This is a genomic window from Streptomyces sp. CNZ287, assembly GCF_007827615.1.
This window is the reverse complement of sequence record NZ_VISV01000010.1, coordinates 66092-88038: the sequence shown is the minus strand read 5'-3', so window position 1 is coordinate 88038 and position 21947 is coordinate 66092. Positions and strand designations below refer to the sequence as shown.

At 72.5% G+C, this 21947-nt stretch carries 25 protein-coding genes and 1 riboswitch; of the genes, 16 read left to right on the top strand and 9 right to left on the bottom strand.

All coding sequences use genetic code 11. The features are described from left to right. Positions 1-121 precede the first annotated feature (121 nt). Positions 122-1060, bottom strand: coding sequence for an SIS domain-containing protein (locus FB457_RS19220; RefSeq protein WP_047017332.1), 939 nt, complete (start codon positions 1058-1060; stop codon positions 122-124). 255 nt (positions 1061-1315) lie between these two features. On the opposite strand from FB457_RS19220, the gene FB457_RS19215 reads away from it, so the two are divergent. Continuing rightward, positions 1316-2596, top strand: coding sequence for an ABC transporter substrate-binding protein (locus tag FB457_RS19215; RefSeq protein ID WP_047017333.1), 1281 nt, complete (start codon positions 1316-1318; stop codon positions 2594-2596). A 94-nt stretch (positions 2597-2690) separates the two neighbouring features. On the opposite strand, the gene FB457_RS19210 is transcribed toward FB457_RS19215, so the two are convergent. Next, entirely contained in the window at positions 2691-2936 is a 246-nt protein-coding gene (locus tag FB457_RS19210; protein ID WP_125936447.1) for a DUF3263 domain-containing protein, read from the bottom strand. A gap of 37 nt (positions 2937-2973) precedes the next feature. Between FB457_RS19210 and otsB the strand changes: the two genes are divergently transcribed. After that, positions 2974-3834 (top strand): trehalose-phosphatase, encoded by an 861-nt coding sequence (gene otsB, locus FB457_RS19205; protein ID WP_047017334.1) that lies wholly within the window; start codon positions 2974-2976, stop codon positions 3832-3834. A 106-nt stretch (positions 3835-3940) separates the two neighbouring features. Here otsB and FB457_RS19200 read toward each other — a convergent pair whose 3' ends face one another. Then, the gene (locus FB457_RS19200; RefSeq protein ID WP_145782651.1) at positions 3941-4801 is read right to left on the bottom strand and encodes an alpha/beta fold hydrolase; all 861 of its coding nucleotides are present in this window, start codon (positions 4799-4801) and stop codon (positions 3941-3943) included. Positions 4802-4905: 104 nt separating this feature from the next. Between FB457_RS19200 and FB457_RS19195 the strand changes: the two genes are divergently transcribed. After that, complete coding sequence (locus tag FB457_RS19195; RefSeq protein WP_047017336.1) at positions 4906-5427, top strand: CGNR zinc finger domain-containing protein; 522 nt, start codon at positions 4906-4908, stop codon at positions 5425-5427. A gap of 27 nt (positions 5428-5454) precedes the next feature. On the opposite strand, the gene FB457_RS19190 is transcribed toward FB457_RS19195, so the two are convergent. Together FB457_RS19190 and FB457_RS19185 are read right to left on the bottom strand one after the other, a co-directional pair. After that, positions 5455-6882 carry a trehalose-6-phosphate synthase gene (locus tag FB457_RS19190; protein WP_145782551.1) on the bottom strand — a complete coding sequence of 476 codons (1428 nt, stop codon included), beginning with the start codon at positions 6880-6882 and terminating at the stop codon, positions 5455-5457. Positions 6883-7492: 610 nt separating this feature from the next. Then, positions 7493-8455, bottom strand: a complete 963-nt coding sequence (locus tag FB457_RS19185) for a glucosyl-3-phosphoglycerate synthase (RefSeq protein ID WP_047017338.1) — start codon at positions 8453-8455, stop codon at positions 7493-7495. A 179-nt stretch (positions 8456-8634) separates the two neighbouring features. Continuing rightward, a riboswitch (SAM riboswitch) is annotated at positions 8635-8774 on the top strand. A gap of 17 nt (positions 8775-8791) precedes the next feature. Between FB457_RS19185 and thrC the strand changes: the two genes are divergently transcribed. The 4 genes from thrC to groL all read left to right on the top strand — a co-directional run bounded on the left by thrC (position 8792) and on the right by groL (position 12972). Next, on the top strand, positions 8792-10096 hold the full coding sequence (gene thrC, locus FB457_RS19180) for a threonine synthase (protein ID WP_145782548.1): 1305 nt from the start codon (positions 8792-8794) through the stop codon (positions 10094-10096). Next, positions 10093-10371 (top strand): MoaD/ThiS family protein, encoded by a 279-nt coding sequence (locus tag FB457_RS19175; protein WP_047017340.1) that lies wholly within the window; start codon positions 10093-10095, stop codon positions 10369-10371. Before thrC ends, FB457_RS19175 begins: the two co-directional genes overlap by 4 nt. A 396-nt stretch (positions 10372-10767) precedes the next feature. Further along, positions 10768-10971, top strand: a complete 204-nt coding sequence (locus FB457_RS19170) for a cold-shock protein (protein ID WP_018839739.1) — start codon at positions 10768-10770, stop codon at positions 10969-10971. Between the two features lie 378 nt (positions 10972-11349). Next, on the top strand, positions 11350-12972 hold the full coding sequence (groL, locus tag FB457_RS19165) for a chaperonin GroEL (RefSeq protein WP_047017341.1): 1623 nt from the start codon (positions 11350-11352) through the stop codon (positions 12970-12972). A gap of 239 nt (positions 12973-13211) precedes the next feature. Here the strand turns inward: groL and murQ are convergent, their stop codons facing one another. Next, positions 13212-14147 carry an N-acetylmuramic acid 6-phosphate etherase gene (murQ, locus tag FB457_RS19160; RefSeq protein ID WP_047017342.1) on the bottom strand — a complete coding sequence of 312 codons (936 nt, stop codon included), beginning with the start codon at positions 14145-14147 and terminating at the stop codon, positions 13212-13214. Between the two features lie 393 nt (positions 14148-14540). Then, positions 14541-15479, bottom strand: a complete 939-nt coding sequence (locus FB457_RS19155) for a MurR/RpiR family transcriptional regulator (protein ID WP_018839736.1) — start codon at positions 15477-15479, stop codon at positions 14541-14543. Between the two features lie 139 nt (positions 15480-15618). Here FB457_RS19155 and FB457_RS19150 point away from each other — a divergent pair, with 139 nt between their 5' ends. From FB457_RS19150 to FB457_RS19130, 6 genes are all read left to right on the top strand, one after another. After that, positions 15619-15990: a hypothetical protein gene (locus FB457_RS19150; protein ID WP_047017343.1), complete on the top strand. Its 372-nt coding sequence runs from the start codon at positions 15619-15621 to the stop codon at positions 15988-15990. Continuing rightward, the gene (locus FB457_RS19145; protein ID WP_047017344.1) at positions 15987-16259 is read left to right on the top strand and encodes a DUF4031 domain-containing protein; all 273 of its coding nucleotides are present in this window, start codon (positions 15987-15989) and stop codon (positions 16257-16259) included. The genes FB457_RS19150 and FB457_RS19145 overlap by 4 nt, the downstream gene beginning before the upstream one ends. A 70-nt stretch (positions 16260-16329) precedes the next feature. After that, entirely contained in the window at positions 16330-17574 is a 1245-nt protein-coding gene (locus FB457_RS19140; protein WP_047017345.1) for a Cmx/CmrA family chloramphenicol efflux MFS transporter, read from the top strand. A 57-nt stretch (positions 17575-17631) separates the two neighbouring features. Continuing rightward, on the top strand, positions 17632-17757 hold the full coding sequence (locus tag FB457_RS36270; protein ID WP_486589074.1) for a hypothetical protein: 126 nt from the start codon (positions 17632-17634) through the stop codon (positions 17755-17757). Positions 17758-17805: 48 nt separating this feature from the next. Next, positions 17806-18204, top strand: a complete 399-nt coding sequence (locus FB457_RS35290; protein ID WP_078898392.1) for a hypothetical protein — start codon at positions 17806-17808, stop codon at positions 18202-18204. A gap of 96 nt (positions 18205-18300) precedes the next feature. After that, the gene (locus FB457_RS19130; protein ID WP_047017346.1) at positions 18301-19137 is read left to right on the top strand and encodes an SMP-30/gluconolactonase/LRE family protein; all 837 of its coding nucleotides are present in this window, start codon (positions 18301-18303) and stop codon (positions 19135-19137) included. Positions 19138-19184: 47 nt separating this feature from the next. Here the strand turns inward: FB457_RS19130 and FB457_RS19125 are convergent, their stop codons facing one another. Further along, positions 19185-19871 carry an HD domain-containing protein gene (locus FB457_RS19125; protein ID WP_486589073.1) on the bottom strand — a complete coding sequence of 229 codons (687 nt, stop codon included), beginning with the start codon at positions 19869-19871 and terminating at the stop codon, positions 19185-19187. A 36-nt stretch (positions 19872-19907) separates the two neighbouring features. On the opposite strand from FB457_RS19125, the gene FB457_RS19120 reads away from it, so the two are divergent. Continuing rightward, a complete protein-coding gene (locus tag FB457_RS19120; protein ID WP_240662389.1) occupies positions 19908-20606 on the top strand; it encodes a copper homeostasis protein CutC in 699 nt (232 codons plus the stop codon). Between the two features lie 75 nt (positions 20607-20681). On the opposite strand, the gene FB457_RS19115 is transcribed toward FB457_RS19120, so the two are convergent. Continuing rightward, positions 20682-21083: a VOC family protein gene (locus FB457_RS19115; RefSeq protein WP_047017349.1), complete on the bottom strand. Its 402-nt coding sequence runs from the start codon at positions 21081-21083 to the stop codon at positions 20682-20684. A gap of 148 nt (positions 21084-21231) precedes the next feature. Between FB457_RS19115 and FB457_RS19110 the strand changes: the two genes are divergently transcribed. Further along, a complete protein-coding gene (locus tag FB457_RS19110) occupies positions 21232-21471 on the top strand; it encodes a ribbon-helix-helix protein, CopG family (protein ID WP_047017350.1) in 240 nt (79 codons plus the stop codon). Continuing rightward, on the top strand, positions 21461-21775 hold the full coding sequence (locus FB457_RS19105; protein WP_047017351.1) for a type II toxin-antitoxin system PemK/MazF family toxin: 315 nt from the start codon (positions 21461-21463) through the stop codon (positions 21773-21775). The genes FB457_RS19110 and FB457_RS19105 overlap by 11 nt, the downstream gene beginning before the upstream one ends. Positions 21776-21947 lie beyond the last annotated feature (172 nt).

Here is a 21947-nt window from a genome sequence, read left to right as displayed (position 1 = left end):
CGAGAGGTCTAGTCCAGTCGCGATGACGGGTCCGGTTTCCGCCGGTATCCGGTTGAGTGCCCCCGCTGGACCCCCCGAACGCCGACCGCGGATCCCCCCGCCGCGCGCCAGCCGCACGGCCTTATCGCAGGACGACGCTCCGCGTCAGGTTCCGGGGGCGGTCCGGGTCGTACCCCTTCGCCTCCGCCACCGCGACCGCCAGCCGCTGGGCCCGTACCAGGTCCGCCATCGGGTCGAGCCCGCGCGCCGTCGACTCCGCGCTCAGGTGGCCGCCGACCCGGCCGACGTCCGCCGCCAGCCCTTCGGGCAGCTCGCCGAAGTGCCACACCGCCCGCCCCGGGCCGGTGATCGCCATCGGCCCGTGCCGGTACTCCATCGCCGGGTAGCTCTCCGTCCACGCGCCGGCCGCCTCGCGCATCTTCAGCGCCGCCTCCGCCGCAAGGCCGCAGGTCCAGCCCCGGCCGAGGAACGTCCACTGCACCGCCGCCGCCAGCTCCTTCGGCAGCGGCTGCGTCACCGCCAGCTCGGCGTCGACCGCGGCGTCCGTAACCGCCTTCACACCCGCCGCGGGCGGTCCGTGCAGTTCGAGCCCGGCGCGCAGCAGCGCCAGCGCCGTCGTCGCGAACCGGGTCTGCACCACCGACTCCTCGTCCGCGTACGCCAGCGTGACCAGCGCGTCCGCGGCCCTGGTGACGGGCGTCTCCGCGTCCGCCGTGAGGGCGGTGGTCGCGGTCCCGGCGGCCTCGTCCCGTACCGCGGCCAGCAGGTCCAGCACCTCGGTGGTCGTCCCGGACCGGGTGATCGCCACCATCCGGTCGTACCGCCGCCCGGCCGGGAACTCCGAGGCGGCGTAGGCGTCGGTGTGCCCTTGGCCCGCCGCCTCCCGCAGCCCGGCGTACGCCTGCGCCATGAACCACGAGGTGCCGCAGCCGACCACCGCGACCTTCTCCCCGGGCTGCGGCAGCCCGGGGGCGGCCGCCGCCTCCTGCCGGGCTCGGCGCCAGCAACTCGGCTGGGTGGCAATCTCGGCGGCGGTGCGGGACGGTTCTGCGGCTGCCATGAGGTGCGGCTCCCTCGTTGTGCTCGTGGACGTACGTCGCCACGCGCACCGTTGCGATCGTGCGCGCTTTCGTGCTGTTCCGCGACCGTTGATGTGCGGTTCAGCTCGTCGTCTCCCTATCAGCCCGGTACCCCGTGCGGCAATGGCGGGCAGGGTCACGTGGTTACGGAAGTGATATCCGTCTGGTGTAGACCTGAGAGGGTCGCTCCGGACAGACTCGGCCCTCTCAGATGATTCTGAAGGTGAGCTAAAGCTGTGCAGCGGCGTGGATTTCTGAAGGCGGCGGCCGGTGCCGCGGGAGCGGCGGCCCTGCCGCTGAGCGCGTGCGGGGATGGCAGTGGCGGCGGCGACGTCACGCTGAAGCTGGTGGCCGCCGAGTACGGCACGGGCGAGTCCGACACCGCCCGGCGCTACTGGGAGCAGTTGGCGGCGAAGTTCTCCAACGACACCCCGGGGATCTCGGTCGACATCGAGATCATCCCGTGGGAGGACATCGACGCCAAGGTCGACAAGATGGTGAAGGACGGCAACCCGCCGGACATCGCGCAGATGGGCCCGTACGCCGCGTACAGCTCCCGCGACATGCTCTACAGCACCGACGAACTGCTCTCCATCCCCACCCAGGCCAACTTCGTGCCCAGCCTCGCCGCCGCCGGCGAGGTCAACCGCGTGCAGTACGGCATGCCCTTCGTCTCCAGCTCGCGGCTGCTGTTCTACAACAAGTCCCTCTTCGAGGACGCGGGTCTGAGCACCGACCCCGAGGACGCGCCCCAGGACTGGGGCGAACTCCTCGACGTCGCGCAGGCGCTCAAGGACACCGGCGTGAAGGTCCCGTACGCGCTCCCGCTCGGTCCCGAGGAGGCCCAGGGCGAGACGCTGATGTGGATGATCAGCGGCGGCGGCGCCTACACGGACGACGTCGGCAGCTACACGATCGACTCCGAGCAGAACATCCACACCTTCAACTGGATACGCGACAACCTCGTCGGCGCCGGCCTCACCTACGCCGCGCCCTCGGAGACCAACAGACGCACGGCCTTCGCCGATTTCGTCAAGGGTGACGTCGGCATGATCTTCGGCCACCCGACGCTCATGCAGGACCTGCGGCGCGAGAAGGTCGACTTCGGCATCGCCGAGAAGCTGCCCGGACGCGACGGGCCCTCGGAGTCGACGATGGGCGTCGCCGACTGGATCATGGCGTTCAAGGCCAACGGCCACCGCTCCCAGATCGGCAAGTTCCTCGACGTCCTCTTCGACGACACCAACGTGCTGAAGTTCGCGCAGCGCTACGACCTGCTGCCGACGACGGTCTCCGGGGTGGACAAGCTGAGCGAGGGCCGCAAGGACCTGCAGCCGTTCCTGGACCAGCTCCAGACCGCGGTCTTCTACCCGGACAACAAGACGTCGTGGGCGCGGGTCAACGCCGAGCTGAAGAAGCAGATAGGCAAGGCGGCCGAGGCCGGCGGCGAGCCGCCGGAGCGGGTGCTGACGAACCTGCAGAGCATCGCGGAGTCGGCCTCCACGACAGAGGAATGACCCGCCCCGCCTCTGCCTTCGCCGCCCCTACGGACCCCGCTGACCCACCGCGGACCCCCGCAGCCCTGCCGGACCGGGGGAGTGCCGACGCGCGTCAGCCCTCCCGGGCGTCGCGGCGGGCCTGCCGGACGCGGCGCAGCCGGTTGACCGTCACCGGGTCGTGCTCCTGCGCGCGCGGGTCGTCCAGGAGCGCGTTGAGCACCTGGTAGTACCGCGTCGGGGAGAGCCCCAGGCGCTCCCGGATCGCCCGCTCCTTCGCCCCCGGACCCGGCCACGCGCGCTTCTCCAGCGCGAGGACCGCCAAGTCCCGCTCGGTCAGCGCCGCGTCACCCTCAGACATGCCCTGCACGGTACCGCGGGCCGGTAGGGTCCTGGACATGGGCAGCACCTCCGCAGCACAGCTCCCCGTTCCGCGCACCGAGGCGGGTCGCGCCGGCCTCGCGGCGCTCCTCGCCGACCCGGAACAGGCCCTCCTCGCCTTCGACTTCGACGGCACCCTCGCCCCGATCGTCCCCGACCCCGACTCCGCGCGGGCCCACCCCGGCGCCGTACCCGCGCTGGCCCGGGTCGCGCCGCGGGTCGGGACCGTCGCCGTCATCACCGGCCGGCCCGCCGCCGTGGCCGTACGGTACGGCGGCTTCGCCGGCGTCGCGGGGCTCACGCACCTGCGCGTCCTCGGCCACTACGGCGACGAGCAGTGGGACGCCGCCACCGGCACCCTGCGCGCCCCCGACCCGCACCCCGGCGTCGCGGCCGTGCAGGCCGAGCTGCCGGGTGTGCTGGAGGCGGCGGGCGCCTGGCGGGGCACGTGGATCGAGGACAAGGGCCGCGCCGTCGCCGTCCACACCCGCCGCGCCGACCGTCCCGCCGAGGCCGCCGACGCGCTGCGCAAGCCGCTGGACGACCTGGCGGAAGCCCACGGCCTCGTGGTCGAACCCGGCCGCTTCGTCCTCGAACTCCGCCCCCCGGGCATGGACAAGGGCCGCGCCCTCACCGCCCTGACCCGCGAGACCGGCGCCCGCACCGTCCTCTACGCCGGCGACGACCTCGGCGACCTCGCGGCCTACGACGCCGTGGACGCGCTGCGCCCGGAGGGCGTCGCCGGGCTGCTGGTGTGCAGCGCGGCGACGACGGGCGAGGGTGCGGACGCGCTGGCGGACCGCGCGGACCTGACGGTCGAAGGACCGCGGGGCGTGGTGGACCTCCTGACGGCCCTGGCGACGGCCCTCGGCACGTAGCCCCGGGCCGTCGGGCTTCGCAGCCACGCGCCGTCGGGCCCGGAGCCGGGCTCCTCGGAGTCCGTGGCCCCGGCCGCCGGCCGCCGCCGGACCGCCTGCCGCCCCCTCAGTCGGAGAGCCGGCGCAGGAAGTCCCGTATCAGCCCGGCGCTCTGCGCGAACCGTGTCGTCAGCGGGAAGTGACCGGCGTCCAGCAACTGCACCTGCGCGTCCTTCACGTCCCGGGCGAAGGCGCGCGCCCCGTCCGGCCCGAAGATCTCGTCGTGCCGCCCCCAGGCCGCGAGGACCGGCGGCTGGTGCACCCGCAGATACTCCTGCCAGTCCGCGTACCGCCCGGGGTTCGTGCCGTAGTCGAGGAAGAGGTCGAGCTGGATCTCCTGGTTGCCCGGCCGGTCCAGCAGGGCCTGGTCGTGCACCTCCAGCGCCGGGTCGACCAGCGAGGCGTCCGGGACACCGTGGCTGTACTGCCAGTGCGTGGCGTCCGGGGTGAGGAGCGAGCGGAGCGCCTCGCGGTTGGCCGGCGTGGGCTCGGCCCAGTAGGCGCGGAGCGGGGTCCAGAAGGGGGTGAACCCCTCGTCGTAGGCATTGCCGTTCTGGCTGACGATGCCGGTGATGCGCTCGGGGTGGCGCAGGGCGAGGCGGAAGCCGACCGGGGCGCCGTAGTCGTGGACATAGATCGCGTAGCGCCGGACGCCTAGCTGGTCGAGCAGCTTGTCCACCACGTCGGCGAGATGGTCGAAGGTGTACGCCCACTCCCCGGCCGGCGGGGCGGAGCTGAGGCCGAAGCCGGGATAGTCGGGGGCGATCAGACGGAACTCGCCGGCCAGCTCCGCCATCAGCGGGGCGAAGCCGACGGACGACGTCGGGAAGCCGTGCAGCAGCACGAGCGTCGGCGCGCCCGGGTCACCGGCCTCCCGGTAGAAAACGTCGAGGCCGTCGATGCGGGCGGTGCGGTGGCGTACGGTCACGGCGAGCTCCAACCATCAAAGTGAACTTGAACGGTTAACGACGAGAGAAACCTAACCCGCCCCTGCCAACCTGTCAATTCGACTTCAACGGTTACACTGCTCGTATGGCACGACCGCTGACCGGCGAACCGCTGGCCCTGGACCTGGTGAACACCTGGTGGATCGACGAGGGGAGCCCCGTCGACTTCTTCTACGAGCCCGACGGCGTCAGCCGCTGGCTGGGTGAGCACGGCCTGTCGGGTCCCGCGGCCGACGTCCCCGACCCCGCCGCCGTGCGCGAGCCGCTGACCACCGCCCGCGCCGCCCTGCGCGCCGCCCTCGACGGCGACGAGCGGCCGCTCGACGAGATACTGGCCCACGGCGCCCGCCGCCCCCTGCTCCGCGCCGGGCGGGCCACCTCGGAGATCGTCGTGGACGACCCCGCGTGGCTGCCGGCCTGGGTCGCCGCGGCCGATCTGGTCCGGCTTTACGAGGAGCACCCGGAGCGGGTCCGCGGCTGTGCGAACCCCGAGTGCGTGCTGTGGTTCTACGACGTCAGCAAGAACGGCCGCCGCCGCTGGTGCTCGATGGAAGGGTGCGGCAACCGCGCCAAGGCGGCCCGCTTCCAGGAGCGCCACCGCCGCTGAGGGGTCGCGCGCGGCCCGTACCGCCGGCTACGCCCGCAGCGCGTCCAACTGCGCGAGGAACCACGCCTGCGGCGGCAGCGCCGTGGCCGCCGCCGCCAGCCGCTTCGTCCGCCGGGCGCGCTCGTCGCGCGGCATCGTCAGCGCCGCGTGCAGCGCGTCCGCCGTGGCCTCCACGTCGTACGGGTGCACCACGAGCGCGTCCTCGGCGAGGTCCGCGTACGCGCCCGCCTCCCGGGACAGCACCAGCGCGCAGCCGTCGTCGGAGACCACCGGGATCTCCTTCGCGACCAGGTTCATCCCGTCCCGCAGCGGATTGACCAGCGCCACGTCCGCCAGCCGGTACGCGGCGAGGGAGCGGGCGAAGTCGTCCTCGACGTGGAGCACGACCGGCTGCCAGCCGTCCGTCCCGTACGCCTCGTTGATCTCCGCGGCGAGGCGGCGCACCTCCGCGGTGTAGTCGCGGTACACCGCCAGGTCCTGCCGCGACGGATACGCGAACGCCAGCTTCACCACCCGCCCGCGCCACTCCGGCCGCGCTTCCAGCAGCCGCCGGTACGCGAGCAGCCCGCGGACGATGTTCTTCGACAACTCGGTGCGGTCCACCCGCACGACGACCTCGCGGTCCGCGCCGCCGATCTGCTCGCGCAGGGCGGCCATCCGCTCGGCGACGTCCGGCCGCCGCGACCGCTCGCGCAGGAAGTCGGCGTCGGCGCCGAGGGCGTGCACGTCGACCCACGTCGTCCGCTCACCCCGCGCCTCCTCCCCGGCGAAGGCGACGTCGGCCTCCCCGCCCAGCACCTCGCGGCAGCAGCCGGCGAACGCCTCGGCCCACCGGCGGGTGTGGAAGCCGACGCGGTCGGCGCCGAGCAGCCCGCGCAGCAGGGCGGCGGCGATGTCGTCGGGGAGGAGCCGGAAGTACTCGGGGGGTGCCCAGGGGGTGTGGGTGAAGTGCGAGATGCGCAGGTCGGGGCGGCGCTCACGGAGCATGCCGGGGACGAGACACAGGTGGTAGTCCTGCACGAGCACCGCCGCGCCCTCGGCGGCACCGTCGGCGAGGGCGTCGGCGAAGGCGCGGTTGTACGTCTCGTACGCGGCCCACTGGCGGCGGAACGCGGCGTCGAAGACGGGGGCGACGGGGATGTCGTAGAGCATGTGGTGGACGAACCACAGGACGGAGTTCGCGACGCCGTTGTACGCGTCGTGGAAGACGTCCGGGTCGATGCCGAGCATCCGCACCCCGGGCTCTGCCACCCCCTGCCGCACGGCCTCCCGGTCCCCGTCACCCAGCGCGGCACACACCCACAGCGCACCGGCCTCGGGCCCCACGGCGCTGAGCCCGGAGACGAGCCCGCCACCGCCACGCTTGGCGACGAGCGCACCGTCGTCGCCGACGGCGTACGAGAGGGGCCCGCGGTTGGACGCGACGAGCAGGGGAGCACCGGGCGACACGACCATGCGCCGAGCCTAGCCACGGCAGGGCCCTCTGAAACGCAACCGGGACGGTGTGGCCGATACCGGTGGGGCACGTGGGCCGGTGGGACCGGAGGCTCCGGGATCCGAGGGGCCCGTGGGAGGTACGGCAGCGCGGTCGGCCCCGGGGCGAGCCTCGCGGAGGTCTCGGGCGGCGCGGCCTCAACAAGGCCGGCCGCAGCCCTGTGTGGTCCGGGGCGCGGCCCCTTCGGGGTCCCGGGGCGGAGCCCCGAGGGGGTCTGGGGCGCAGCCCCGGGGGCTCGGGGGCGGAGCTCCCCGCCGGGTCCCGGGGCGGAGCCCCGCGGGGGTTTGGGGGCGGAGCCCCCGCTGGGTCCTCGGGGGCGGAGTCCCGCTGGGGTGCCGGGCGCGCTTCCGCGAGGGCTGGGGCGTAGCCCTGTCCGGTCTCGGGGCGGAGCCCCGCGGGGGTTTGGGGGCGGAGCCCCCGGCGTCTCGGGGCGGAGCCCGCTGGGGTGCCGGGCGCGCCTCCGCTGGGGGCTGGGGCGCAGCCCTGTCCGGTCCCGGGGCGGAGCCCCCGGGGTTCGGGAAGGGGCGGGTGCGGGGAGACCCCCACCCGCCGTCGCCCGCCCGGCGAGGGCTATGCCGCGCGGCGCTCCACGTACTCCCGGATCTCCCCCATCGGCGGCCGCTCCTCCGTGTCCACCCCGTACGTCCGCGGCTCGAACGCCCCCTCCGCCCCCCGGTCGAACTGCGTCAGCCGCGGCCGCACCAGGTGCCCCCGCGCCAGCCGTACCTGCGCCGTGCGGTAGATCGCCGCCGCCATGCGCCCCAGCGCGCGGTCGTCCTGGTGCCGGTGCCGGCGGACGCCGACGTCGACCTGCGCCAGCGCGTCCAGCCCCACCGTGTGCAGCGCGTCGACGAGCAGGCCCAGCTCCACCCCGTACCCGACCGGGAACGGCAGCCGCTCCAGCAGCGACCGGCGCGCCGCGTACTCACCGCCCAGCGGCTGGACGAAGCCGGCCAGCAGCGGCCAGTGCAGGTTCAGCAGCGGCCGGGCCACCAGCTCGGTCACCCGCCCGCCCTGTCCGGTCGCCGCCCCCGTACCCAGCGGTCTGTCGTACACCGCCTTCACGAACTCCACGCCGGGATCCGTCAGCAGCGGCCCCACGATCCCGCTCACGAACGCCGTGTCGAAGTCCCGCAGGTCCGCGTCCACGAAGCACACGATCTCGCCGCGCGTCACCAGCAGCGACCGCCACAGCACCTCGCCCTTGCCCGGCACCGCCGGCATCCGCGGCAGCACCTCGTCGCGGTGCACGACCCGCGCGCCCGCCGCGGCGGCGACCTCCGCCGTACGGTCCGTGGAGCCGGAGTCCATCACGACCAGCTCGTCCACCAGCCCGCCGTCGGGAGCCATCAGCTCCGCGCGGATCGCCGCGACGATCGACCCGACCGTGGCCTCCTCGTCGAGCGCCGGCAGCACCACGCTCACCGTCCCGCGCGCCCCGAGCGCGCGCTTGGCCGCCAGCAGCCGCGCGTCCGGCCGGTCCGCCGCGGACCAGGACCGCGTCCTCAGCCACTGCTCCACGTCATCGAGCACCTGCGGGCCTCCCCTTGCCGGTGTCCTGCCCGGTGTGTGAGCCGTCTCGCGTATCGGACGGCCCTCACAACTGTCCTGGTCGTCGGTTACAGTCTTGAACAACGTGCGTGACGTCCCTATGTCGGGGTCCGCGCGCGGACAAAAGCGCCGGGCGGCCCCGCCGGACCCGCGCCATACAGAGCTCATCCAGAGGGGCAGAGGGAACGGCCCGTTGAAGCCCCGGCAACCCTCCGTCCGGTACTCGCGACGCTGCGAGGCCCCGGACGGTGATGGTGCCAATTCCGTCCTGCGGCGAGATGCGTCGCGGGGAAGATGAGGAGAGAGGGCCTCGCCAGTATGGCTGTAGACACAGCTCCCACCCCCACCGCCGTCGACGGCGGCCCTGATCTGGGCCCTGCCGTCGCGCTGTCGTGCCGGGAGTGCGGGGAGCGGGTGCCGCTGGGTCCGGTGTTCGCGTGCCAGTCGTGTTTCGGGCCGCTGGAGGCGGCGTACGAACTCCCCGGCGGTGACGCCGGGTCCGCCGCCCGGCTGCGGGCCCGTATCGAGGCGGGTCCGCGGAGCATCTGGCGGTACGCGCCGCTGCTGCCGGTCCCCGCGGACGTGGCGGGCAAGCCGAACCTGAACCCCGGGTTCACCCGGCTGCACCGCGCCGACCGGCTCGCCGCCGAGCTGGGCGTGACGGGCGCGCTGCACGTCAAGGACGACTCGGGCAACCCGACGCACTCCTTCAAGGACCGCGTCGTCGCGATCGCCGTCGAGGCGGCGCGCGCCTTCGGCTTCACCACGCTGTCGTGTTCCTCCACGGGCAATCTGGCGGGCGCGGTCGGCGCGGCCGCGGCGCGGGCGGGACTGCGTTCGTGCGTCTTCATCCCGTACGACCTGGAGCACGCGAAGGTCGTCATGGCCGCGGTCTACGGCGGTGACGTCGTCGGCATCGAGGGCACGTACGACGACGTGAACCGCTTCTGCTCGGAGCTGATCGGCGACCCGATCGGCGAGGGCTGGGGGTTCACGAACGTCAATCTGCGCCCGTACTACGCGGAGGGCTCCAAGACCCTCGCGTACGAGATCTGCGAGCAGCTCGGCTGGCGGCTCCCGGACAACATCGTCATACCCGTCGCCTCCGGCTCCCAGCTCACGAAGATCGACAAGGGGCTGAAGGAGCTGATCGCGACCGGGCTGGTCGAGGAGCGCCCGTACAAGATCTTCGGCGCCCAGGCGGCCGGCTGCTCCCCGGTCTCGCGGGCCTTCAAGGACGGTCACGACGTGGTACGTCCCGTGCGGCCCGACACGATCGCCAAGTCCCTCGCCATCGGCAACCCGGCCGACGGCCCGTACGTGCTGGACATCGCCCGCCGCACCGGCGGCGCGGTGGAGGACGTGACGGACGCCGAGGTCGTGGACGCGGTGAAGCTGCTGGCCCGCACCGAGGGTGTGTTCGCGGAGACGGCGGGCGGCGTGACCTTCGGCGTGCTGGCGAAGCTCGTCGCGGACGGCCGGATCGACCCGGCCGGGACCACCGTCGCGATCAACACGGGCGACGGCCTGAAGACCCTCGACGCGGTCGCTCCCACCACGGGGCCGAGCGCGATCATTCGTCCCACACTCGACTCCTTCCGAGAGGCCGGCCTCGCATCATGAGCGTGAACGTCCGAATTCCGACCATCCTCCGTACGTATACCGACGGGCGGGCAGAGGTGAGCGCCGAGGGCGCGACGCTGGCCGAGGTGATCGAAGACCTGGAGAAGAACCACCGCGGCATCGCAGGACGGGTGCTGGACGATCAAGGCAAGCTGCGCCGCTTCGTGAACGTCTATGTGAACGATGATGACGTCCGCTTCGCCGATGGCCTGCAGACTCCCACTCCCGAGGGGGCCGGGATCTCGATCATTCCGGCGGTCGCCGGAGGCTGCTGAACCCCGCGTGCGCGTGTGCGGCCCCACTGATCCGGAGTGGGGCCGTTCGCATGTCATGACACGCGATAGGGTTGGGGCGTTCCCCCCTCGTGGCCCATGCTCCACGCATATGAGAACGCGACAAGTTCCGCGCAAATGCGGAGAGTTAATTGTCGTGATGGTGAGTTATGCCCTGCCCGAGTTGTCATGGAATGGCGGAAATTGATCGGAAAAATGCCGATCGCGTGTCCGTAGAATTCTCGTCCGATTGACCTGTTGCACTGGGCATCTGTGCGGATACATTCAGCCGCGGTCGACGCGTTCCGGCGCACGCCCCGGCGTGTATCCGGGGGTGAGGTCTGACCCGGGTCCGCGGAGTGCGGTCCTGTGTAAGGGCCAGCAATAGGGGAGTTTGGAATGGCTCAGGGCACCGTCAAGTGGTTCAACGCGGAGAAGGGGTACGGCTTCATCGCGGTCGACGGTGGTGCGGATGTCTTCGTCCACTACAGCGCGATTCAGATGGACGGATACCGCACCCTCGAGGAAGGCCAGCGGGTCGAGTTCGAGATCTCGCAGGGCCAGAAGGGGCCGCAGGCAGACATGGTCCGCGTCAGCGGCTGAGCGCCGGGCATCGACCACGGACGACTCGCGACGGCCCGCACCCCCCGGGGTGCGGGCCCTCTGCTGTCCGTGCTCCGCCCCTGCCCGCTCCCCGTATCCGCCCATGTCCGCCCCTGTCCGCGTCCTCCGCCGCCTGTTGTGCGGTGCCGCGGTCCGGTTCCGCTCTGCGCATGAGAAGCCCCTACCCGCTTGCACTCGCAGGGGGCGAGTGCTAATCATTGGCGTTAGCACTCTCCCCGTGAGAGTGACAGCACGGGACCGGTTCGGTGAGGTCCGCACGCCGGGTGGGAGGGAACCACGCGGGTCGCGGACCGTCCGTCGCGGGCGCCAGCGCGGTCCGGACACAGACGACCCCCCTGTCCGGGAGGACTCAACACAATGGCCAAGACCATCGCGTTCGACGAGGAGGCGCGGCGCGGCCTCGAGCGCGGCATGAACCAGCTCGCCGACGCCGTCCGCGTCACCCTCGGCCCCAAGGGCCGGAACGTCGTCCTTGAGAAGAAGTGGGGCGCCCCCACGATCACGAACGACGGTGTCTCCATCGCCAAGGAGATCGAGCTCGAGGATCCGTACGAGAAGATCGGCGCCGAGCTGGTCAAGGAGGTCGCGAAGAAGACGGACGACGTCGCCGGTGACGGCACGACGACCGCGACCGTCCTGGCCCAGGCCCTGGTCAAGGAGGGCCTGCGCAACGTGGCCGCCGGCGCCAACCCGATGGCGCTGAAGCGCGGCATCGAGAAGGCCACCGAGGCCGTCTCCGCCGCCCTGCTGGAGCAGGCCAAGGACGTGGAGACCAAGGAGCAGATCGCCTCCACCGCCTCCATCTCCGCCGGCGACGTCCAGATCGGCGAGCTGATCGCCGAGGCCATGGACAAGGTCGGCAAGGAAGGCGTCATCACCGTCGAGGAGTCGCAGACCTTCGGGCTCGAGCTGGAGCTCACCGAGGGCATGCGCTTCGACAAGGGCTACATCTCCGCCTACTTCGCCACCGACATGGAGCGCATGGAGGCGGAGCTCGAGGACCCGTACATCCTCATCGCCAACTCCAAGATCAGCGCGGTCAAGGACCTGCTGCCGCTCCTGGAGAAGGTCATGCAGTCGGGCAAGCCGCTGCTGATCATCGCCGAGGACGTCGAGGGCGAGGCCCTGTCCACCCTCGTGGTGAACAAGATCCGCGGCACCTTCAAGTCCGTCGCCGTCAAGGCCCCGGGCTTCGGCGACCGCCGCAAGGCCATGCTCGGCGACATCGCCATCCTCACCGGTGGCCAGGTCATCTCCGAGGAGGTCGGCCTCAAGCTGGAGAGCGCCACGCTCGACCTGCTGGGCCGCGCCCGCAAGGTCGTCATCACCAAGGACGAGACCACCATCGTCGACGGCTCGGGCGACAGCGAGCAGGTCCAGGGCCGGGTCAACCAGATCCGGGCCGAGATCGACGCCAGCGACTCCGACTACGACCGCGAGAAGCTGCAGGAGCGGCTCGCCAAGCTGGCCGGCGGCGTGGCCGTCATCAAGGCCGGCGCCGCGACCGAGGTCGAGCTGAAGGAGCGCAAGCACCGCATCGAGGACGCCGTGCGCAACGCGAAGGCGGCCGTCGAGGAGGGCATCGTCGCCGGTGGCGGCGTGGCCCTGCTGCAGGCCGGCCACGTCTTCGAGAAGCTGGAGCTCCAGGGCGACGAGGCCACCGGCGCGTCCGCCGTGAAGCTGGCCCTGGAGGCCCCGCTGAAGCAGATCGCGGTCAACGCCGGCCTCGAGGGCGGCGTCGTGGTGGAGAAGGTGCGCAACCTGACCGCCGGTCACGGGCTCAACGCCGCCAGCGGCGAGTACGTCGACATGATCGCCGAGGGCATCCTCGACCCGGCCAAGGTGACCCGCTCCGCGCTGCAGAACGCGGCGTCGATCGCGGGCCTCTTCCTCACCACCGAGGCCGTCGTCGCCGACAAGCCGGAGAAGGAGAAGGCCGCGGCCGGGGGCGGTATGCCCGGCGGCGACATGGACTTCTGATCGGGATCGCGAAGTCCGTACGTCCGCCGCGGCCGCGGCGGACGGCGGACGGGCTGACGAACCGAGGGCGGTACCCCGCAGGGGGTGCCGCCCTCGGGCGTGTGGGCACGCGGCGGCGGTGCGTGGGCATGCGGCGGCGGCAGCCCGCGGGTGCGGCGGGGGAGGGGCGGCCGGGTGCCCCCGGCCGGCGCCGACCGGGGCACCCTCCGGTCAACGACCCCTTGCCGACACCGCCGGGCTCAGCTCACGTCGGTCGCGGACTTCAGGGCGACTCGCAGGTGACCGTGTGAGGCGTCGAGCAGGCGCTCCGCCGTGCTGCCGTCCACGCCGCCGAGGATGGTGAGGATCGCGTTCTTCACCTCGCCGTGGGTCTCGGCGAGGGCGGCCTCCACCTCCTCGTCGCCCGCGCCCGTCGCCAGTGCGACGATGCGCCGCGAACGGGCCCGCAGCTTCTCGTTGGAGGCGCGCACGTCGACCATCAGGTTCCCGTACGTCTTGCCGAGCCGGATCATCGTGATCGTCGACAGCATGTTGAGCACGAGCTTCTGCGCCGTGCCCGCCTTCAGCCGCGTCGACCCCGCGATCAGCTCGGGGCCCACGACGACCTCGATGGCGTGCTGCGCGGCGGCGCCCAGCGGCGAACCGGCGTTGCAGGACAGCCCGACGGTCAGCGCCCCCAGACCGCGGGCGTACGTCACACCGCCGACGGCGTACGGCGTGCGGCCGGAGGCCGAGATGCCGACGACCGCGTCGTCGGGCCCCAGCTCCGCCGCCGCCAGGTCGGCCGCGGCCAGCTCCTCGCTGTCCTCCGCGCCCTCCGTGGAGGTCCGCAGCGCCACGTCACCACCGGCGATCATGCCGACGACCTGCGACGGGTCGGTGTTGAACGTCGGCGGGCACTCGCTGGCGTCCAGCACCCCGAGCCGGCCCGCGGTGCCGGCGCCCAGATAGAACAGTCTGCCGCCGCGGGCCATGCGCTCGGCGATCTCGTCGATGGCGGCGGCGATCCGCGGCAGTTGCGTGGCGACAGCGCCCGGGACCCCGCTGTCCTCCTCGTTCATGATTCCGGCGATCTCCAGGCTGGAGAGACGGTCGATCTCTGCCAGCTCGGGACGGAACGCCTCGGTGGTCAGGTTTTCCAGCTCCCGGCGGATGTCTGCTGAGGGAGAGGGCATGTCGGAGCGGCTCTTTCCATACGGTGCGTGGCGCGCGGTGGGCGGTGCGCGCACGCGGCGGTGGGGTCGGTCACGGCGGCTTGCGTGGTGCGGTCGCCGGCGGTCGGACCGCCGCCACGGGCGCCAGGCGCGCGGGGCGCGCCGGGCCACCGGGCGGCGTCGGCGCCGGCGTCGTACGTCGGTGCGGGGCGTGCGTGGCGCGGGGGCGGTGCGTGGTGCGGGTGGCGCGGGGGACGCCTCCGGCGCGCGGGGCTGAGCCCGTACGCCCGGCGTATCCGACAGATCCGACTCGTCCGCGTTCTCCGGCGCGGCCGGTGCCGTGGGCGGGGTCCGCGCCTGGACGGAGGGCGGGTCGCCGGTGCATCGGTCGTCGTCGGGAGTCGCCGGGCGGGGTCAGGACCGCGGGCGGAGCGGGCTGTGCCGGTGGGCCAGCGCCTCGTACGAGGCGGCGAGCGCCGGCGCGGCCCGTTCGTACGTCCGCTGGGCCACGCCTATGAAGAGACAGTCCACGACCAGCAGCTGGCCCGTCCGGCTGGACATGGCCGCCGGCCGCAGCTCGCTCTCGCGACCCGTGGACGTGGTGAGTATGTGATCGGCGTACGACGCGACGGGGCCGTCCGGGCGGCCGGTGATCGCCACGGTCGTCGCCCCGTGGTCGAACGCGACCCGCAGCGGCTCTATGACGTCGACCGTGCGGCCCGAGTGCGTGATCGCGATGGCCACGTCGCCCGCGCGCAGTTGGACGGCATTGGTCACGGCCAGGTGCGGGTCGGGCGAGGCGTGCGCCACGACGCCGATCCGCAGCAGCTTCTGGACCAGGTCCTGGCCCACGAGGTTCGACGCGCCGATGCCGTACACATCGATGCGCCGGGCGGTGGCCATGGCGGCGATCGCCGCCTCCAACTGCACGGGGTCGAGCCCGGCCGCGGTGTCCGCGAGGGCCTGCTGCTCGTCCCGCGCGAGCTTGGCGATGACGTCGGCCATCGAATCGTCCACCGCTATGTCCGCGGTGACCGACGGCGCCCGCCCCGCCTCCTGCTGCGCGGCGGCGGCGGCGAGGGCCAGCCGGAGATCGCGATACCCGGGATAGCCGAGCAGCCGCGCCGTCCGCACGACGGTGGCCTCCGACGTGCCGGTGCGCTCCGCGAGGCCGGTGACGGTGAGCGCGGCACAGCCGGCCGGGTCACCGGCGACGGCCTCGGCAACGCGCTGCATGGAACGCGTCATGGACGGCGCGACCGTGCGCACCTTGGCCGCGAGGGCGGCGGGCGCGGGCGGCGCGGGTCCGGTCGGGGTGTCAGGAGTGAAAGTTTCCTTCACGCTGTAGCTCACACACGAAAGATATTTTCGCGACGAAGGGCGAGTCAACCCCCCGCGTCGGCCCTGTGGAAAACCCCGGCAGGCCCCGCGGCGGGCCCCGGCCCGGCCGCGGGCCCGGCCGCTCGGGTGCCGGTTGCGGGAGAATTGACGTATGGAGCACCAAGGGCTGGAGCAGGCGCTGCACCGCGCCCGTGCACTGATCCTCGCCGACCTCAGCGCCGCGGATGTGGCCGGGCCGGACGTGGTCACCTTCGTCGAGGACGCGGTGGTCCACCGCCGCTGGTGGGTGGAGCAGTGGCCCGAGGGCGTGGCGTATCTGGACGGCCTGGTGGCCCAGGACGTCCAGGACGCACTGCTGGAGAAGTACGGCAGATGGCCGCTCTGCCCCGTCTGCGAGGACGTCGATTCCACGGGCCCGCACGCGCTGGACATCGAACCGGCATTGGGCCCGGACCCGCGGTGGGTGTGCGGCAGGACGGGCGCGGTGATGGCCCGGGTGGGGAGCCTGGGGGGAGCCGGATGACGATTTACGTCGACCCGCCGACGTGGCCAGGTCACGGGCGGATGTGGTCGCACCTGGTGAGCGACGTGTCGTACGAGGAACTCCACGCCTTCGCGGAGTCGATGGGGGTGCCGCGGAAGGCGTTCGACGGGGACCACTACGACATTCCGTCGACGCGGTATGGGGACGCGGTGAGCCGGGGCGCGGTGGAGGTGGGCTCGAAGGAACTGCTACGGAGGCTGGTGGAGGGCGGCCTGCGGAGACGGGGGAGGAAGACGGGGACGGGATGAGGGAGAACGGGGTGAGGAGATCCCCGCGCTCGCAGGAATGTTCCCCCGGCGACCGAGCGTTTCCTCCTTCATGTCCCCGACCGCTCCCCGGGCCGGAGCCCGCCTGCCCGTCGCCGTGTACGTCCTCGGCGTCGCCGTCTTCGCCCTCGGGACGTCGGAGTTCATGCTCTCCGGGCTGCTCCCGGAGATAGCCGACGACCTCGACGTCTCCATTCCCCGCGCGGGTCTCCTCATCTCCGCGTTCGCCGTGGGCATGGTCGTCGGGGCGCCGACCCTCGCCGCCGCCACCCTCCGCCTCCCCCGCCGTACCACCCTCGTCGGGCTGCTCGTCGTCTTCGGGGCCGGGCACATCGTGGGGGCCGTCTCCACCTCCTACGGTGTCCTCTTCGCCACCCGCATCGTCAGTGCCCTCGCCTGCGCCGGGTTCTGGGCCGTCGGCGCCGCAGTCGCCATCGCAACCGTTCCGGCGGGCGCCCGCGCACGGGCCATGGCGATCATGGTCGGCGGGCTCAGCGTCGCGAACGTCGCCGGGGTGCCCGGCGGGGCGCTGCTCGGCCAGCACTTCGGCTGGCGGTCCGCCTTCTGGGCGGTCACCCTCATGACCGCCGTCGCCCTCGTCGGGGTGGTGGCGCTCGTACCCGGTGGCACGCCCGGCGACGCCGAGCCGCCCCGGCTCCGCGAGGAACTGCGCATCTACCGCGACGGTCAGGTGTGGCTCGCCATGGCCACGATCGCGCTCTTCGCAGGCGCAACGTTCTCCTTCTTCTCCTACCTCGCCCCCCTCCTCACCGACGTCGCCGGCCTCGGCGACGGCTGGGTGCCGACCGTGCTCGCGCTCTTCGGCGCCGGGGCGTTCCTCGGCACGCTCGTCGGCGGGCGGATGGCGGACAGGTACCGCTTCGGCACCATGTACGTCGGGCTGTCCGCTACCGCCGCCGTGCTGGTGGCGTGCGCACTGCTCGCCGAGTACCCGGTGGCGATCGTGACCCTGTCGATCCTCCTCGGCGCCACGGCCTTCACCACGGCGCCCGCTCTCAACGCCCGCATCTTCGACGTCGCCGGCGACGCCCAGGGCCTCGCCGGCGCGACGGCGACCTCTTCGTTCAACATCGGCAACACCGTCGGCCCGTGGCTCGGCGGCCTCGTCATCAGCGCCGGCCTCGGCTACGCCGCCACCGCGTGGACCGGCGCCGTACTGGCGGTGGGCGCGGTGGCGATGACGGTGGTCGCGGGCCGGTCGGCGGCGCGTCGTACGAGGCTGGTGGCGTGCGGCGGCGAGCCGGCGGCCGAGGGCGCGGTGAAAGCGGTGGGGTAGGCACGGCTGTCACTCCCGTGTGGTTCCCTCTGTAGAGGGACGAGGGGGAGGGTGCTCATGCTCGCGGAGACGGCGGCGTTACGGCTCGGGACGATGGTCGCGAACGCCGCGGGGAAGCTGTGGCTCGGCGGCAAGCGCTATGAGCGGTGCGTCTGGTTCGCCGGCAAGAGACACGACGCCTGATCATCAACGTTGTCGATGTCGTTGATCACGAACAGGAGTCGCGTTCGCGTGCCTTCCTCCCTGATCGATGTCCTCCAGCGCCACTGCGGGGACGTCGAGCTGCCGCGCTTGACCGCGGAACCGCCCGACCTGCTCACCCTGGCCGAGGTGTGGGACCGGGTGACTGACCCGAGACGAGTGCGAGGCCGCCGCTACCGCCCCGCCCGGCTCGCCACGCTGATCCGCGGGCATTGGTCCGTCGAGGCCCTGCACCACCTGCGAGACGTCACCTTCGCCGAGGATTCCTCCCGCATACGCACCGGCGCCGCGCCCCGCGTCATGGCGACCCTGCGCAACCTCACCATCGGTCTCATCCGTCAAGCCGGCTGGGCGAACATCGCTGCCGCCGCCGACCACTATCGGTCACGCCCCGAGCACGCGCTCGACCTACGTCATCTCGCAGCCTGAGACGCATCAGCCCAGGCTCCGAAGCGCGGTGCGGACCGCGATGAGTTCTGGTGCCTGGGCAGGTCTGCCCCTGTACGAAGCGAGAGGAGACGCGTGATGAGCGCACCCGAGGTCCTGATGGAAGGCGTCGTGTTCGGCGAGTCACCGCGCTGGCACAACGAGCAACTCTGGTTCTCCGACTGGGGCGCCAACCAGGTGATCGCGCTTGACGCCGACGGACGCCATGAGGTGGTGGTAACCGTCCCGTCATTCCCGATGTGCATCGACTTCCTCCCCGACGGGCGACTGCTCGTCGTGGACTCTGCGCAACGACGGCTGCTGCGCCATGAACCGGACGGATCACTCGTCCAGCATGCCGACCTTTCCAAGGTCTCGGAGAAGCCGTGGAACGATATCGTGGTCGATGACCGGGGCAACGCCTATGTCAACACCATCGGTTTCGACTTTCCCGGCGGTGAGTTCGCGCCGGGCTTGATCGTGCTCGTCACGCCGGAAGGCAACGTCGATCAAATTGCCGACGACCTCGCGTTCCCCAACGGTATGGCGATCAGCCCGGACGGTGCCACCCTGATCGTTGCTGAGTCATATGCGAACCGGCTCACCGCCTACGACATCGGCAGCCACGGCGGCCTCGGCAACCGGCGCGTGTGGGCGGAGACACCCGACGACCACCCGGATGGAATCTGCATGGATGTCGAAGGCGCCGTCTGGTACGCCGACGTCGGCAACCGGCACTGTGTTCGTGTGCGCGAGGGCGGTGAGGTGCTCGCTACAGTCGACCTGGATCGCGGCGCCTTCGCCTGCGCGCTCAGCCGCGGGGACGACCCCCGTCTGTTCGTCGTCGGCCAGACCTGGGGCGGACCCGAGTCGCGGCAACCCAGCGGGCGGGTTGTGGCGTTCCCGGCACCAGCACCGGGTGCCGGGAAACCCTGACCCAGCCAGGCTCGGTGTCTCACTAACCGAGAACGCATCAGCCCTGCCTACGCCCCCAGCAGCTCCAGCTCCGTCCCCACGTTGTGCCGTGCCGCCGCCTCCCAGCGGGCGTAGCCCGTCTCCGTGCGGAACAGCCGGGGCAGCCCCAGCAGTTGTCGTAGCACCATCGCCCGGCCCTTGCGGAAGGCGTCGGCCGGGACGAAGCCGTACTCCTCCCGTACCGCCGCCGCATACGCCGCGTACTCCGTCGGCGTTCCCGCCAGCACCGCGAGGTCCGCGTCGCACAGCACCTCGCCGTTGTGGTCCCCGGATGCCGGGTCGTGGGTCACCGTGAGCCGTACGAGCCGCGTCACCTCCGCCACGCGCTCGGCCTCAACTCCCGCCTCCGCCAAGGCGACTTGCGCGAGTCGCGCACTGCGCTCCTCGTTCTCGCTGCGCTCCGGCCGGTAGACGGCGTCGTGGAACCAGGCCGCCAGGCGTACGGCGTCGGGGTCGTCGGCGTGGTCGGCCAGCTCGTCGATGCGGTCGAGGACAGCGGCCAGATGCTCCGCGGTGTGGTAGCGCCGCTGAGGCTCACCCCACCGTTCCAGCAGGTTCTTCCCGTACGGCACGGGGTCGGGGGCCGCCGCGCCGGAGCGGCAGCGGGTGAGGAGGGCCGTCCAGCGGTCGAGGAGGGCCGGGGCCACGGGCGCGGGCGCCGATGGTGCGTGCTGGTTATCTCCGGGGGCGGGCATGGTCACCATTCTGCGCGATGTGGCAGGCTGTGCATCATGTCTAGACCAATGCTGCTTGAGGTCATCGCCCTGAACGCCGCCGACGCCGCCGCCGCGGAGGCGGGCGGCGCCGACCGTCTGGAGTTGGTCACGGACATGGCCGCCGACGGGCTCACCCCGTCGCGCGAGACCGTCGCCGCCGTGCGCGCCGCGGTGGAGATCCCCGTACGCGTCATGCTGCGGGCCGAGGACGGGTTCGCGGCGGGGGACGCGGAGGCGCTGGCGGCGCGGGCGCGGGCGCTGCGGGCGGAGGGGGCGGAGGAGTTCGTCCTCGGGTTCCTGGACGAGGCGGGCGGGCCGGATCTGGCGACGGTCGGGCGGCTTTTGGAGGCGGTGGGGGACGGGTGCCGGTGGACGTTCCACCGGGCGATCGACCGGGCGGCGGACCGGGACACGCTGCGCAAGCAGCTCGCGGGGCTGCCGGGGCTGGACACGTACCTGACGGCGGGCTCGGCGAAGGGCGTCGCGGACGGCCTGGCGGTGCTGGTCGCCGAGGCCGCCCGCGCGACGGCCCGCCAGCCCGGCTACGAGGCCCGCATCATGGCCGGCGGCGGCCTTACCACGGCCCACGTCCCCCGCCTCCGCGCGGCGGGCCTGGACGCCTTCCATGTCGGCGGCGCGGTCCGCCCGGAGGGCTGGTCGGGCCCGGTGTCGCCGCGGTCGGTGGCGGAGTGGCGGACGCTGCTGGACACGTAGGCGCTCCGCGGGGGGCGGCGGGCCTGAGGGCGCGGGCTGGCGACGCGGCGGCCGGAGCTTGGCGTGGCCCGGCCGTCACGACGACTTCGGCGGCGGCTGCCGGGCGGGCTGGAACAGTTCGACGAGGTTGCCGGAGGGGTCGGCGAGGAGGATCTGCCGTCCGCCGGGACCGCTGACCAGTTCGCTGCGGAACGGCAGGCCCGCGGCGCGGAGCCGGTCGATCTCGGTGTCGAGGTCGTCCACGACGAGGTGAATGCGGTTGCGGCCCGCGGTTGCGGTGTCGGCGGGGGTGGCGCGGGCGCCGGAGCTGGCGGGGCCGGACAGCAGCAGGCGCAGCGGACCGCGGATGACGTCGGCGAAGGCGGGGATCGCGTCGGTGCGTACGGAGAAGCCGAGGTGGGTGGTGTAGAAGTCGACGGCGCTCGCGACGTCGTCGACGACGTAACGGACGCTCGCGTGTTGCTCTGGTGCGGTCACGAGGTCACTCCCGTGGCGAGGGCGGACAGCAGGTGGCGTACTCGGGTGTCGATTATGACGTCGACACGGCGAATCCGCCGCTGCGGCGACGCGGGAGGGCTTCTCCCACGGGGAAGCGACGTAATACGTTCCGTATTACATTGGTCTCATGACCGTACAGACCATCAGTTTCCGCCCGGACGCCACCACACGTCGCGAACTCGACGCGCTGGCGAGCATGCGCGACGTGACGGTGTCCGATGCCATAAGGCAGGCGGTGCACGAGGCGTACGTACGCGAGCAGTACCGCCAGGCAGCGGCGGAGGTGCAGGAATGGCGTCTCGACCCCGCGTACGCGGCGGAGGCGGCTGCGGTGCGGCAGGAGATGGACGACCTGCGTGCGTGGTGACATCTTCCGCCTGCGTGCGCCGAGACAGCGGGTGGGGCACGCGCAGCGGGGCATGCGGTACGGGGTCGTACTGCAGACGGAGGCGCTGGCGACGTCGACGCTCGTCGTGGCGCCCACATCGACGAGCGCGCGGCCCGGACTGATCCACCCGCGGGTGGAGATGGCCGGTACGGACACGGTGGTGCTGGTCGAGCAGATGGCGGCGGTGGACCCGGAGCGGCTGGGTGACTTCGCGGGGCGGGTGGAGCCGGCGGAGTGGGAGGACATCGAGCACGCGGTCCGGCTGGTGCTGGGGCTGCTGTAGCGAGGCCGGCGTGGGCGCTGCGGGGGCGCGCGCGTACGCCGGCGGGCGGGGTGTCGTACGCGAGGGTGTGCGCGTGCGTACATCGGTGGGCGGGGCGTCGTACGCGAGGCTTCGGTTGCCTCCCGGTTGTCACAGGGGCGGCCTACCCTAGGGCGGGGGTTGCGGGGGAGAG